Here is a 13317-nt window from a genome sequence, read left to right as displayed (position 1 = left end):
GGATATGCGGGAGAAACATTACGGACTAGGCTTCTTTAGCCTGCTGGTCTTCATCTTTCTGCTCGGTCCGCTGTTGATCATATCGGTCACTTCTTTCGAGCCGGGCACGGTATTAAAATTTCCTCCGCAGGGCTTTTCTTTGCGCTGGTATGAAAATATTTTTGAAGTGGATTTGTTTATGTCCACGTTCAAAACGTCCATTGTCGTCTCTCTGCTAGGCAACATCTTGGCACTGCTGATCGGTATGCCTGCCGCCTATGCACTTAGTCGTTTTTCGTTTCGCGGGAAGGATGCGCTGAATGCTTTGTTCCTTTCCCCGTTGCTTATACCGGGTATTGTTCTTGGTTTTACACTGCTGCGCTATTTGATCATTGTTTACCATTTACCAGTATATGCTGGACTATTGATCGGACATACGGTGATTATGTTGCCGTTCATTATTAGAGTCATTGCATCCAGTTTGTCTAACTTTGATTTTGCGATTGAGGAAGCAGCGCTTAGTTTGGGGGCTGGACGGCTGGAAACCTTTTTCAAGGTGGTTCTGCCGAACATCCGCTCAGGTATTATTGCGGCTATCCTGATTGCCTTTCTGGAATCATTCAACAATGTCGACATCTCCGTCTTCATGACAGGACCGGGCTTCAGCACCCTGCCCATTCAAATGCTGACTTACGTCGAAAATTATTTTGACCCGACGATTGCAGCGATTTCGGTTATGCTGATGATTTTGACCGGTATCCTGATGTTCTTGATTGAACGACTGATGGGATTGTCTTACTTCACTAAAAGGTAATGGAGGCTTCAACCTTATGGCACTGCTTACTCTGGATCGCGTGTCGGTCGCTTATGACAACCAACTGATCTTGCAGGATTTCGATTTGCAGCTCGAACGGGGCCAATTGCTCTCGTTGCTGGGACCGAGTGGTTGTGGCAAAACGACCACACTTCGTCTCATTGCAGGATTTCTCGAAGCTAAACAAGGAACATTTTTGTTTGGTGATAAGGATTATACTCGGGTTCCGGTGAATAAACGGAACTTCGGCTTTGTATTCCAAAGTTATGCACTCTTCCCGCATTTGTCCGTTTTTGATAATGTTGCCTTTGGTCTGCGGTTACGTAAGGTAAAGGAAGATGATGTGAAACGTCGCGTTATGGCCATGCTGGATACGGTTAGCCTGGGGGGATTTGAAAAACGTTTTCCCGGTGAATTGTCAGGCGGACAGCGTCAACGTGTTGCGATTGCGCGAGCGCTTGTGATTGAACCCGATCTGCTGTTGTTTGATGAACCTCTGAGTAACTTGGATGCTAACCTGCGTGTAAATATGCGAGTGGAAATCCGCCGTATTCAACAGGAACTAGGCATCACTACTGTGTATGTCTCGCATGATCAGGAGGAATGTTTTTCGATTTCTGACCAGGTTGCGATTATGAATAAGGGGAACATCGAACAATTAGATGCTCCATCGACCATTTTTAAATATCCGACGACCGAATTTGTCGCCCGTTTTATTGGGTTTAATAATTTTCTGAGTTTTGACGAGCGTACTGAAGAAGGGGATCGTATTCGACTGAATACAGGCGATCTTTCGTTCGGCGTAGCGCGTAATCAGGGTACTGCCCAACCGGGTGCTCGTCAGGGCGCTATTCGCCCGGATGATTTGGTCATTCGAACAGAAGGCAACGAGACAGGGGAAAATGAGCTTCCCGGTATTATTAAAGTAAGTACTTACCTGGGACGTAGCTATCAGTATGTGGTAGAAACGGCGAAAGGCAACTTTACGGCTAATCAGGAAATGGATACGCCTTACCTGAGTGGTCAGCGGGTTACCCTACATTTTCCGGCAGATAAAATGGTGCTGGTCCAATAATCAGCGGGTTCGATGAAGGAGATACATCATGCGTGCAGACAAAATGATTTTACAAGTTAAGGTGTATAACAGTTACTACAAGACGTTCGAAGAAGGTAATGTAGCTATACTTGGCGGTAAGTTTATGTATATCGGTCAGCGTGGTCTGGAGTCTTTCGAGGTGGCTGAAATTGTGGAGGGGCATGGGAAATATATGATTCCCGGCCTGATCGACATTCATTTGCATATCGAAAGTACCATGGTGACACCGGCAACCTTTTCCTATGGGCTGATTCGCAATGGGGTAACGACGATTGTACCGGAACCGCACGAAATGGCGAATGTTTTCGGATTGGAAGGCATTCAGGAAATGATGGAAGCCAGCAAAGATTGCGTGGCTGATATGTTCTACGGCATTCCAAGCTCTGTCCCGGCAACGCCGCTCGAAACCTCAGGGGGCGAGATTGGTATTCCCGAGATTGATGCGCTACTGCAAACCGGCGAAATGATCTGCCTGGGTGAAATTATGAACTATGTGGATGTCATTCGAGATCCAGAGAGCAAGACGAATCGCATCTTACGCCATGTTCGTGAGCACTACCCGGAGCTAATCATTGAAGGCCATACGCCGCAGTTGCTTGATCTGGATCTGCATCAGTTGATCTATGCGGGAATAGGCTCGGACCATACTCACCAAAGTATTGAAGGTATGAAGGCGCGGATGGCTGCCGGAATGTTTATTGAAATCCAGGAAAAATCCATGACCCCTGAAGTGATGGACTATCTTATTCAGGAAGATGTGGCACAACATTTTTGCTTCGTAACGGATGATGTCATGCCAGACTCTTTTGTAGAGCGAGGTCATCTGAACCATATTGTAAGTAAAGCAATCGGAATGGGCATGAAGCCTGAGGATGCCATTTATGCAGCTACGTTTACTCCTGCTGCACGGATGCGAATGCATGACCGCGGAACAATTGCACCGGGAAAAATAGCTGATTTTGTATTGCTGTCCGATCTTGGTCAATTTGATGTGGAGCAAGTCTATAAGGACGGACTCAAGGTATTCGATAAGTTCGAGGAATACCATCAAGCACCGATAAAAAGCCGCTTCCCCGCCCATTTTTATCAAAGTGTGAAGCTCAATCCGCTCACGGAACAGGATTTTACGGTAAAGATGGATGTAGCTGATGGCACACATCAATGTCGTATTATGATGGTCAAGGATGGCTCAACTTTTACGAGCGAACAGATTGCACCTGCACATGTGGAGCAGGGTGAACTGGTATGGGAACATGGTGAACATGGACTCATCGCTACGTTTGAACGGTATGGAAAGAATGGCAACCGTGCTTACGGTTTGATCGGGGGAGATACGATTAAACGTGGGGCAGTGGCAACCACCTATTCGCACGATAACCATAACTTGCTGGTCGTAGGGCATAACAAGCAAGATATGATACTGGCTGCGAATACGGTTTTATCCAGCCAAGGTGGCTTTTGCGTAGTTGAAAATGGCAAGGTGCTGTCCCATTTGCCGTTAACCGTAGGCGGGATTTTAACAGAAGGACCGCTGGAAATGGTTGCGGCCCATGTGAAGGAGCTTCGTTCAGCCTTGCTGTCGCTGGGCTACCGCCATTACAATCCAATCATGTCGCTGAGTACGCATTCTTTGCCGGTCAGCCCGGCCTTGAAAATTACCGATCACGGCCTGATTGATGTAAATGCTGGCAAGGTTGTATCCTTAATCGTGGAACCTTCGGAGATGCAAGAATAAAAAAAGAGCCGACCCTCTTACGGGTCGGCTCTTTTTTTGTCGTGGCTAGGTATGAGGTAGTAGGTTATGGACTTTGCCTACAATACAGATACTTTAGCAGACAAAATTAACATCTTTTTTACTCCTATTGATGTAACCTATGTATAAAAGATAAATAAGTCTTGGTCTGGATATCCTATTGCCTATAGAGTTGTTTGATTTATAATCAATTCACGTAATCTTCATGATTAAAACCGAATAAAGACTTGAAAAACATCGACATAGTGTTATAATTAAAACAGGATTTAGATTAAGTCTAAATTAATTAGTAAATATTTATTGGATTCACGCATGGGATTTTGAAGAAAATCAGACACTACTGTTAACGAGTATCCAAGCTTTACACCAACTATACTTTGAATGAAACGAGAGGGGATTTTAACATGAGTACATTAAATCATACGAACGCACCTACACAAGAGGCTATTCAAGAATTGCACAAGGCATTGAATCGTCAGGTAGCTACCTGGTCTGTATTGTATACGAAACTGCATTATTTCCACTGGTATGTGAAAGGACCTAAATTCTTCACACTGCATGCTAAATTTGAAGAGCTTTACAATGAAGCAACAGCTAATTTAGATACGATTGCTGAACGTTTGTTGGCTATTGGTGGCCGTCCGGCTGCGACCTTGAAGGAGCATTTGCAACTTTCAGCTATTCAGGAGTCCGCAGGTGAACAGACAGCTGATGATATGGTGAAGTCCGTTGTTGCTGATTTTAAAACCATCACTGTTGAACTGGCTAATGGGATGGAAGCAGCGGAAGCAGCACAGGATAAAGCGACAGAGGATCTTCTTAACGGCTTGAGAGAAGCAATGGATAAACATATCTGGATGCTGAGTGCGTATTTGGGATAATTAATTGGTGTATATTTCCATGTATATGGAGATCAGGTGAACAAGATACACATCCCGTTGGTTCCAGTCTGCCACTGGAGTATAATGGCGAGAAGGCGTGGAAGACCACGGGCTCTTGAGTCATGGAGCTGCCGGGATGGGGTGTATGTTATGGAAGTAAAACAACAGCTTTTGCATGAAGCGGAGCAGTTTATATATACATGTTATGAGGAGCTGGGCCGAAGCCGCGATGAAGCGGAAGCCCGGCTTCTTAATATTCGTTACGACATAGAGGCTACGGGAACGTATGATCATACTTACGAAGAGCTGGAACACGGAGCGCTCATGGCTTGGCGCAATAGCAATCGTTGCATCGGGCGCTTATTTTGGGACAAGCTTTTGGTCAGGGATGCGCGGGGCGCATCAGATGCGACGGAGGTGGTCAGCGAGCTTCTGGAGCATATACGCATAGGAACGAATGGCGGTAAAATTAAGCCAACGCTTACTGTATTTCGTGCCTCCAAGCCGGGGCAGCCGAATATCCGCATCTGGAACCATCAACTCATTCGTTACGCTGGATATGAAACCGATCAAGGGATCATAGGAGACCCGGCCTCGGTGGATTTTACCCAAGCTTGTAGAGACATGGGCTGGCAAGGGGCGATGACTCCTTTTGATATATTGCCACTGGTTGTGGAAGCCGGTGGGCAGCCTCCCCAGCTCTTTGATATTCCCAAACATTTGGTAATGGAGGTGCCCATTGAGCATCCAGAACTCTCAAGTATAGCCTCCCTTGGACTACGTTGGTATGCCGTGCCTATGATTGCGGACATGACGCTGGAGATTGGCGGTATCATCTATACAGCGGCTCCCTTTAACGGCTGGTATATGGGAACAGAAATCGGCGCCCGTAATTTTGCGGATACCTTCCGCTATAATATGTTGCCACAGGTTGCTAAGCTGATGGGACTCGATACGACGAGTGAAACAACGCTTTGGCGTGATCGGGCGCTGGTGGAATTGAATATTGCTGTGCTGCATTCTTTTAAAAAAGCGGGAGTCAGCATTGTCGACCACCATACCGCAGCGGCACAATTCAAGTTGTTTGAGGAACGAGAAGCCAAGGCTGGGCGTGCGCTGACAGGCAATTGGACATGGCTGATCCCCCCGCTATCCCCGGCGACAACGCATATTTTTCATAGTTCCTATGATAATCGGCTTGTGAAGCCGAATTTCGGAGTTCAAGAGAAGCCGTATATGTCGAGACAGGCTAATACAGCATCAGATACAGTGCTTCAGCAGAAGCGCCAAGGCTGCCCTTTTCATTCCGGATAACGATGGGAATGACCTAATGGCTGGATTAGGGCTCCAGCTTATCCCATGCAACGATAAAAAGGGTAGCCAGTGGCCCTATTAATAGGGAGAGCAGAAACCAATTTAGCCCGCTCCGGTTTTTGGACTGTGCCAAGCCGGCATTAATCAGGGCAAGCGTTCCCCAACCTATATAATAATCTTCTGACATGGTATTCTCCTTTGTAAAAAGGTATAATATCGTACTGTATATGGTATGAACACATCCATGATTTCATAAGTTTAAGGTAAATATAACTTTATATATCCTGGTTTGAGGAGCGAAGCTAAGTTGGAAAGAAATCAGGCAGAGCGCATTGTCGCTGAGCTGTTGGAACGGGCTGCTATAGGTGTGACAGTCAAGCTGGAGAAACGTTTTCCTGGTGGAAGGCTGATTGGGGGCAAGTATGCCATGAATGCTCACGCCATTACCATGTATACGGATGTTATTGAAACACAGTGTGTACAGATGTTCGGCAGCGTTGATCGAGTTGAGGAGTATTTTACGGTTGTGCTTGCACATGAGATCGGGCACGCCGCCGATACGGAATTAGTGGACCTCTCCGATGCGTTGGAGCAAGAGAACGGGATAGGGACCCGGCAACGACTTGCGCTGCAAATTGAAGAAAACGCATGGAATTATGCGCTTAGACTGGTGCCTGAAATAGAAGCAACGTTTATTTCTGCCGTAATAGACGAGTCCTTGCTGGCCTATCGGGTCCCGGTTATAGAGCAGTCCGACATTGCGTAACGATGATGATCCAAGAGCCGTCAGGCTCTTTTTTTGTTGATTAGAACAGACGAGATCGGGTCGGATGATTTAAAGAAGTAGCTTTTTAAGCTGTGACACGCGTCCCTGGGATAGTTCGAGCATTTCGGCTAATTCTTTTTGAGATACATTAGGATGCTCCTGCATGAGCTGTTTTAGTTTATTCAGGAGATCATTCTGATTTCTGTAACTCCTTCTTTTCTTGGGCTGGACAGGACGGGATTCATTCAAATGACTGGAAGGATTATCGCTCTTCAGATTTTCAATACAACTTTTACATATCAGATGATCCCTAAAATAGCTCAAATGATCTACGGCACCACAAAAATAGCAAGAAACCCCCGTATACTTGCGAATCATCAGTCCCTCTGGGGTAATAAAAAAATCGAGGGCATCTCCAATATTAATATTCATAGAATTGCGCAGCTCCTTGGGCAGCACAATGCGGCCCAAATGGTCTAATGGCCGTGTCATTCCTGTGTTCTTCATCATTTTTCCCCTTTCCTGAAATGCGCTTATAGTTGTAGGAATTGTATGTATATATGCTGGAAGTACAAAGCGCTTATATTACAGTTTGTTTTGGTATAGCTATGCTGAAAAAAAGCTCCGGCATGACGAACAATTACGTCTGCCGGAGCATTGTACAGCCAATGAATCTAAGATGTCATGTCGAATTACTGTGGGTTGGTTGTCCAAATACCGGCTACTTTTAATTGAACCCGTGGAGGCAGTTTCAATGCGGCTAATGTCAGATCGGCCAAATCCTGCGGTTGAAGCATGCGATCCTCATCACCAATAGACAATCCTGCGTTTGCCGCCAGTTCTGTATTGACAGTACTTGGAGTCAGCGCGGTGACGCGAATATTGGATTTGCGAACTTCCTGCATCAGTGCTTCCGTGAAGCCCATCAAAGCAAATTTGGATGCGCAATATGCCGAGCCTGTTGCAAAACCTCGTTCTCCTGCCGTCGAGGAGATATTAATAATGTTTCCGCTCTTTTGTGCCAGCATGCTTGGAAGAGCAGCATGTGTAACATAATAGGTTCCCATCAGGTTTACGCGAATAATACGTTCCCACTCTTCGGGGTCCATATCTGCGACTGTGCCAAAGGTAGCAATGCCTGCATTGTTGATCAAAATATCGACAGCGCCCAATTCGTGTTCCAGTGAAGCTACAGCGGCAGCGGCCTGTGCGCGATCCGATATATCTGCAACAGCACTCACCACTTTCACGCCGTATGTACTCCCCAGCGAATCCTGCAGCTTTTGCAGGTCAGTCAATGTTCGTGAGATTAATCCCAGGTTAACGCCTTCCTTGGCTAAAGTTTCGGCAATTGCTTTACCGATTCCTTTGCTGGCTCCTGTAATAATGGCTGTTTTATTCTTAAGTTCCATCCAGTCTCCTCCTTTTCACTCCATAACGTGGTTGTGCATGTGAGCACATGGTTACATTATACAAGGTTAAACTCATTGAACCAAACTTCGCCTCTGATGAGGTATTCATCTAGAGGTCTCCTATTTGGAAATATTAATATCCCCTGAGGTGGTTTCTACCTTTATCACGTTCACACTACCGGGAACAGATTCGGGAGTATCTATACTCCCAGAGTCAGAGTGGACATTATAAACACCTTTAAAATCGGGAGCTTGTTTAATCTTCACGTCACCAGAATCAGCATTCACTTCCAAGTTGGCTACGGCACGTTGCGTAATATTTGTCTCCCCTGAGGTTAGGGAAATAAGGCCATTACCGCTATAATCGCGGATGGTAACATCGCCTGAAGTAAGCTTCAACTCCAGATCTGCTGCAAGCTGACTGGCTGTAAAATTACCGGATGTTAAATTTGCGATCAGGTGGGTACTTTGGAGGTTTGTAATCTCGGCAGTGCCTGAAGTAGCGGTGATGGAAGTATTCTGCACGGAGGCATCTTGAAGTTTTACATTCCCTGAATGTGCATCTACCTGTAGGTCAGTTAGTGTTTCGCCGGAGGGCATCTCTACGGTAATCGTTTGATCTAAATCAGGGGTGATCGAAAGAAATGACAAGGAAGCGGCCGGCTCCGATTGAATCGTAAGCTTACCGTTCTCAATTCGGGCATTATGAATTTGGTCGGCTACCTTTGTCTGAACTTCTCCACTAATGCGTATCGTACCTTGGTCGCCAGAGCCGGGAGTAAACAAAATAGAGACATCATCAGAACTGTCCACTTTCAGCTTCTGTAGCTGACCACGTGTGAACGTCCATTTTTTGTTAATCGCAGTTGTTTCCTTCATGACTTGTTGACTCCATGGGGCACCGTAAGCCACCATTCCGGCTACACCGATCACAATGCACAGACCTGCTGCAATAAACCACTTTTTATTCATGTTGTTAGTAAGCTCCCCTCAGGGTAGTCTGATTCCATTTCCAGTATCGTACTGTGCCTTTGACCATAAGGAATAAGAGATAACGTACTCCAGGCAGCAGCAATAGACCTATACCCGTCAACGTGATAGAGAAAAAGAATTTGGCCGGGTAAAAGGTGTTGTTCAGCGCATAATCAGTAACGGCGAGAAGGGGGGCTGCAATGAAGCTGACCGCTACCACGGTCAATGAAACCCATACTACCCATAGGGTAGCCATAATCGGGATGGAGATCAGCAAGTTGAGAAACAGCAGTCCTAAGAAAGTAAAAAGATTGCGTGCGAAGCTTCCCTGGCGAAGCGGAGGAGAAGCGTTCCAAGCTGCATTAGGATCATCCAACGCTTCTCGGGCAATATCCTCTGGGTTACCCAGCTCATTGGCAATCTCACTTTCGCTTTTTCCATTGACCAACCCGTAGTCAAAATGCTGGCTCAAATCACTAAGCAGCTCATTGCGTACCTCTGCAGGGAGAGGAGAAAGACGCTGCTCCACCTCTGTAAGAAACTGTTTTCTATTCATCGGAATTTCCTTCCTCCAGTAGGCTTGCGACATGATGGACAAAATCATTCCATTCCCGCGTAAGTATTTTTGTATAATGGCTTCCAGTATCAGTCAGCCGATAATATTTACGGGGAGGCCCCTCGGTCGATTCCTGTAAATACGTTGTGCAGTATCCTTCTGATACCAGACGGCGAAGCAGTGGATATAGGGCTCCCTCAGCTACTTCAATATGACGGGAGACGGCTTGAGCCAACTCGTAGCCATAACGGTCTCTGCGTCCAATTAGAACTAGAACGCACAGTTCCAGTACCCCTTTTTTGAATTGGATGTTCACATTCACGAGCGGTGCTCCCTTCCTGGATGTTATCAATGATTCATAGGTGTCGTTCGGAATAAGGGGAAGAAACGTGTGTTTGTGCATAATTTGTCACGGGTACTAATTATAGAACAGTAGTCAGGTATAATTTAACATCATGTACTGATTAATGCAAGGTACTAAATTTTTAATAATAAAATATTTGTGCCGAAATGGGCAGATTTTCTTTCTTGAAGGCTTTATTGAATAGCGAATGTTGTAGAAAAAAGTAGTTTCATTTGGAAATTCCTCGAAATCTGGCTGGAAGCCCAAATAGGCTGCCGCTTTAATTTCATTCATTAAAATGATAGATTGTAAAGTATTCAATAGGGTTAAAGATTACTTTTTATGAAGAGGTGGTAAGGGTGGATTGGAAACACTGGTATATGGAACTGGAACAGGATGATGAGTCTTGGGATGTATCTGAGGAGATTGTTCTGCGTGGTATAGTACATGTTAATTTTTGCGGGCAGCCCTCGGAAGTAGAAGTCGAATTTATCGTGGGAGCCGACTCCGAAGAACAGGCACAGACTATAGAAGAACCTACACAGTTGCAAAAAAAGACATGGGAGCAGTATATGGAATATTCGTCAACTATTCATCCTCAAGTGTTGGAGTCCATACACCATCATTATGCTGGCATAGTGGAAAAGTACCGGAATGCTTACAGTACATGGGGAGAGGACCCAGATGAATATGCGCCTTATGTGGAGCGCCCGGAACAATTGTTGGATCGAATACAGCTTATGTCTATACTGATTTCCGACTCATCGGCAAAGGATGAACTGTATTTGAATTTTAGTTGCTCCTGGGATCGAGAACATGGCTTAGGCGTACATATGAAGCAGATGAAAATGGAGCATATTCAAGGCGTATATACATTATATGATCTAGAATAAATCCCCCTTCCTGGCTTTTAGCAAAAAGGGCCGGAAAGGGGAATAGGATAAGGCGAAAATGATGGCGCGATTGGATACGATAAAAAAATTAGTTGGATACAGCCAATGCAGCCCGGGCTGCTTGAGCCGCTTGTACCATTTGTCGCAAGGCGGCGACAGATTCCTCTTTGGTACGGGTTTTCAGACCACAATCCGGATTAACCCAGAACAAATCTGATGGCAGTACGCGCAGGGCACGCTGGATCATGCTTAGCATTTCAGATACATCGGGGATGCGCGGGCTGTGGATATCGTACACGCCCAGACCGATGCCTTTGTCGTATACCTGATCTTCAAAGCTGACAATCAGTTCTCCGTGGCTTCGCGAGGTTTCAATAGATATAACGTCGGCATCCATATCGGAGATGGACTGAATCATATGCTGAAATTCGGAATAGCACATATGCGTATGGATTTGGGTCGCTGGCTCAACGGTGGCCGTGGTCACAAGGAAGGCTTGAACCGCCCAATCCAGATAGGCTTGCTGCTGTTCTTTTTTCAGCGGAAGCCCTTCACGAATTGCAGGCTCATCGACCTGAATCATGCCGATGCCCGCTTGTTCCAGTGCCTCTACCTCTGCCCGTAATGCCAGAGCCAACTGTAAAGCAACTTGACTACGTGGAATGTCATTACGTTCGAAAGACCAGTTCAAAATGGTCACAGGACCCGTAAGCATTCCCTTAACAGGCTTGGAGGTTAACGATTGGGCGAATGCCGTTTCTTCCACGGTCATGGGCTGATCGAAGGAAACGTCTCCGTATATAATCGGTGGTTTGACACAGCGGGAGCCGTAGGACTGCACCCATCCGTTTTGCGTAAAAGCAAAGCCGTTCAGCTTTTCGCCAAAAAATTCAACCATGTCGGTCCGCTCAAATTCCCCATGTACAAGCACATCAATGCCAATGTCCTCTTGGATATCAATCCATTCCTTAATTTGCTGTTGGATGAACGTTCGATATTGCTCGGCAGACCATTCTCCTTTGCGATAGTGCAGGCGGGCCTTGCGGATCTCGGCGGTTTGCGGGAAGCTACCAATGGTCGTCGTAGGCAGTGGAGGCAACTTCAGCTTATTTTGCTGAATCTCACGACGTTCGGCAAAAGGAACGCTGCGTGACAGAGGCTCTTTGGCCAACAGGTCGGCCAGATCGGCAGCTGTCTGTACGCGTGCTGCTGAACTGTTGAAACGGGCTACCGCATCTGCACTTTGCTCAAGCTTGGATAGTGCGGATGGATCGTGTTTGCCAAGTGCAGCCGTCAGGATGGCGATTTCCTCTAGCTTTTCATCAGCAAAGGCCAGCGCTTGCACCAGCTCCTTGTCCAGCTTGTGCTCTGCCTCCAGGCTGACTGGCACATGCAGCAGACTGCATGATGGCTGTACGATAAGCTGCTCGGCAGTGGTCTGTTCTGCTAACTGACCCAGCAGAGCAGCTACAGCGTTCAGGTCGCTGCGCCATATATTGCGTCCGTCAATGACACCAGCGCCCAGCGTTTTTCCTTTAGGAAAGCCATGCTGCAATATATGCTGAAGATTTTCGCCATCATCATACACAAAATCAAGACCCAGCCCCTGTACTGGAAGTACGGACAGACGCTCATAATGATCTAGGCTGCCAAAGTAGGTTTGCAGCATTATATTTAAGGAGGGCGCAGCTTGGGTCAAAGCTTCATAGACTTCCTGGATAATGCCCAGATCCTCTACTGGGAATGAGGTGGTCAGGACAGGTTCATCGATTTGGACCCACTGAACACCTTCTGCTGCTAGTTCAGACAGGACACGGGTGTATAAAGGCAGGAAGGTTCTTATAATAGAGGCAAGCTCCTTACGATCATAGCCTTTGGAAAGGGTAACGAATGAATAGGGGCCGATGAGGACCGGTTTCCCATCAATACCTAGTTCTTGTTTTGCTTCACGATAAGCCTGTAAAGGTTTATTTTCAGTGAACACCGGAACTGCATTCGCCAATTCAGGAACGATGTAGTGATAATTGGTATTCATCCATTTGGTCATTTCACTGGCGGTTGCTCCCTTCTGACCGCGAGCGATCCCGAAGTACACGGACAGAGGAATCGGACCTGCGGGACGATAGTTGAACCGTTCAGGTACTAGACCGAACATCACAGATGTATCCAGCATGTGATCGTAATAGGAGAAGTCTCCGACAGGAATGCGATCAATCCCCTTGTCACGCTGCTTGCTCAGATGCTCCAACCGTAATTTTTTCATCTCCGTCTGCAGTTCGCTTTCGTTAATGCTGCCGTTCCAGAAGCGTTCCAGTGCTTTCTTCCATTCCCGGTTTTCGCCGATACGCGGATATCCCAGATTACTGCTAATTAAGCCGGACAATTCAGGCCATTCAATAATGGACATGTACTTTTCCTCCTAGTGGGTAGCTGTTTTATTTTTACGTACCAAAAAAGGCATTCTTCCCCCCAAGGTTAAAAATAAGTAGGGGAAAGAATGCCTCCGTGATTAAAAAATCAAAAATACGGCGACTGCTC

Annotated in this window: 14 protein-coding genes; 7 read left to right on the top strand and 7 right to left on the bottom strand. The window is 46.4% G+C overall.

The features are described from left to right. Window positions 1–4 precede the first annotated feature (4 nt). The 5 genes from ACYCSE_RS07610 to ACYCSE_RS07590 all read left to right on the top strand — a co-directional run bounded on the left by ACYCSE_RS07610 (window position 5) and on the right by ACYCSE_RS07590 (window position 5837). Window positions 5–793: an ABC transporter permease gene (locus tag ACYCSE_RS07610; RefSeq protein ID WP_013312456.1), complete on the top strand. Its 789-nt coding sequence runs from the start codon at window positions 5–7 to the stop codon at window positions 791–793. Window positions 794–809: 16 nt separating this feature from the next. Then, window positions 810–1868 (top strand): ABC transporter ATP-binding protein, encoded by a 1059-nt coding sequence (locus ACYCSE_RS07605; RefSeq protein WP_061830494.1) that lies wholly within the window; start codon window positions 810–812, stop codon window positions 1866–1868. Between the two features lie 28 nt (window positions 1869–1896). Further along, a complete protein-coding gene (locus ACYCSE_RS07600) occupies window positions 1897–3624 on the top strand; it encodes an adenine deaminase C-terminal domain-containing protein (RefSeq protein ID WP_459701938.1) in 1728 nt (575 codons plus the stop codon). A 422-nt stretch (window positions 3625–4046) separates the two neighbouring features. After that, complete coding sequence (locus ACYCSE_RS07595) at window positions 4047–4523, top strand: Dps family protein (RefSeq protein ID WP_023990827.1); 477 nt, start codon at window positions 4047–4049, stop codon at window positions 4521–4523. A 150-nt stretch (window positions 4524–4673) separates the two neighbouring features. Next, a complete protein-coding gene (locus ACYCSE_RS07590) occupies window positions 4674–5837 on the top strand; it encodes a nitric oxide synthase oxygenase (protein WP_459701937.1) in 1164 nt (387 codons plus the stop codon). 25 nt (window positions 5838–5862) lie between these two features. Here the strand turns inward: ACYCSE_RS07590 and ACYCSE_RS07585 are convergent, their stop codons facing one another. Beyond that, a complete protein-coding gene (locus tag ACYCSE_RS07585) occupies window positions 5863–6024 on the bottom strand; it encodes a hypothetical protein (RefSeq protein ID WP_348620875.1) in 162 nt (53 codons plus the stop codon). A gap of 120 nt (window positions 6025–6144) precedes the next feature. Between ACYCSE_RS07585 and ACYCSE_RS07580 the strand changes: the two genes are divergently transcribed. Next, on the top strand, window positions 6145–6603 hold the full coding sequence (locus ACYCSE_RS07580) for a hypothetical protein (protein ID WP_061830488.1): 459 nt from the start codon (window positions 6145–6147) through the stop codon (window positions 6601–6603). A gap of 69 nt (window positions 6604–6672) precedes the next feature. Here the strand turns inward: ACYCSE_RS07580 and ACYCSE_RS07575 are convergent, their stop codons facing one another. The 5 genes from ACYCSE_RS07575 to ACYCSE_RS07555 all read right to left on the bottom strand — a co-directional run bounded on the left by ACYCSE_RS07575 (window position 6673) and on the right by ACYCSE_RS07555 (window position 9865). Next, on the bottom strand, window positions 6673–7110 hold the full coding sequence (locus ACYCSE_RS07575) for an AbrB/MazE/SpoVT family DNA-binding domain-containing protein (protein WP_061830486.1): 438 nt from the start codon (window positions 7108–7110) through the stop codon (window positions 6673–6675). A 185-nt stretch (window positions 7111–7295) separates the two neighbouring features. Then, window positions 7296–8015, bottom strand: a complete 720-nt coding sequence (locus ACYCSE_RS07570) for a 3-ketoacyl-ACP reductase (protein WP_061830484.1) — start codon at window positions 8013–8015, stop codon at window positions 7296–7298. Between the two features lie 120 nt (window positions 8016–8135). Next, window positions 8136–8987, bottom strand: coding sequence for a DUF4097 family beta strand repeat-containing protein (locus ACYCSE_RS07565; protein ID WP_322172981.1), 852 nt, complete (start codon window positions 8985–8987; stop codon window positions 8136–8138). A 4-nt stretch (window positions 8988–8991) separates the two neighbouring features. Continuing rightward, a complete protein-coding gene (locus tag ACYCSE_RS07560; RefSeq protein WP_061830480.1) occupies window positions 8992–9543 on the bottom strand; it encodes a DUF1700 domain-containing protein in 552 nt (183 codons plus the stop codon). After that, on the bottom strand, window positions 9536–9865 hold the full coding sequence (locus ACYCSE_RS07555; RefSeq protein WP_061830478.1) for a PadR family transcriptional regulator: 330 nt from the start codon (window positions 9863–9865) through the stop codon (window positions 9536–9538). Before ACYCSE_RS07555 ends, ACYCSE_RS07560 begins: the two co-directional genes overlap by 8 nt. A gap of 380 nt (window positions 9866–10245) precedes the next feature. Between ACYCSE_RS07555 and ACYCSE_RS07550 the strand changes: the two genes are divergently transcribed. Beyond that, window positions 10246–10779 carry a DUF6985 domain-containing protein gene (locus ACYCSE_RS07550; RefSeq protein ID WP_061830476.1) on the top strand — a complete coding sequence of 178 codons (534 nt, stop codon included), beginning with the start codon at window positions 10246–10248 and terminating at the stop codon, window positions 10777–10779. Between the two features lie 88 nt (window positions 10780–10867). On the opposite strand, the gene metE is transcribed toward ACYCSE_RS07550, so the two are convergent. After that, a complete protein-coding gene (gene metE / locus ACYCSE_RS07545) occupies window positions 10868–13186 on the bottom strand; it encodes a 5-methyltetrahydropteroyltriglutamate--homocysteine S-methyltransferase (protein ID WP_459701936.1) in 2319 nt (772 codons plus the stop codon). Window positions 13187–13317: the final 131 nt, after the last annotated feature.

This window comes from Paenibacillus sp. SEL1 (assembly GCF_054602535.1).
The sequence above is the reverse complement of the archived record's forward strand: the minus strand, read 5'-3'. Positions and strand labels throughout refer to the sequence as shown.

Excerpts from the sequence above, each read along its gene's own strand:
- metE (WP_459701936.1), bottom strand. The coding sequence starts at position 13,186 with ATGTCCATTATTGAATGGCCTGAATTGTCCGGCTTAATTAGCAGTAAT.
- ACYCSE_RS07590 (WP_459701937.1), top strand. The coding sequence starts at position 4,674 with ATGGAAGTAAAACAACAGCTTTTGCATGAAGCGGAGCAGTTTATATAT.
- ACYCSE_RS07565 (WP_322172981.1), bottom strand. The coding sequence starts at position 8,987 with ATGAATAAAAAGTGGTTTATTGCAGCAGGTCTGTGCATTGTGATCGGT.
- ACYCSE_RS07610 (WP_013312456.1), top strand. The coding sequence starts at position 5 with ATGCGGGAGAAACATTACGGACTAGGCTTCTTTAGCCTGCTGGTCTTC.
- ACYCSE_RS07600 (WP_459701938.1), top strand. The coding sequence starts at position 1,897 with ATGCGTGCAGACAAAATGATTTTACAAGTTAAGGTGTATAACAGTTAC.
- ACYCSE_RS07560 (WP_061830480.1), bottom strand. The coding sequence starts at position 9,543 with ATGAATAGAAAACAGTTTCTTACAGAGGTGGAGCAGCGTCTTTCTCCT.
- ACYCSE_RS07605 (WP_061830494.1), top strand. The coding sequence starts at position 810 with ATGGCACTGCTTACTCTGGATCGCGTGTCGGTCGCTTATGACAACCAA.
- ACYCSE_RS07570 (WP_061830484.1), bottom strand. The coding sequence starts at position 8,015 with ATGGAACTTAAGAATAAAACAGCCATTATTACAGGAGCCAGCAAAGGA.
- ACYCSE_RS07575 (WP_061830486.1), bottom strand. The coding sequence starts at position 7,110 with ATGAAGAACACAGGAATGACACGGCCATTAGACCATTTGGGCCGCATT.
- ACYCSE_RS07595 (WP_023990827.1), top strand. The coding sequence starts at position 4,047 with ATGAGTACATTAAATCATACGAACGCACCTACACAAGAGGCTATTCAA.
- ACYCSE_RS07585 (WP_348620875.1), bottom strand. The coding sequence starts at position 6,024 with ATGTCAGAAGATTATTATATAGGTTGGGGAACGCTTGCCCTGATTAAT.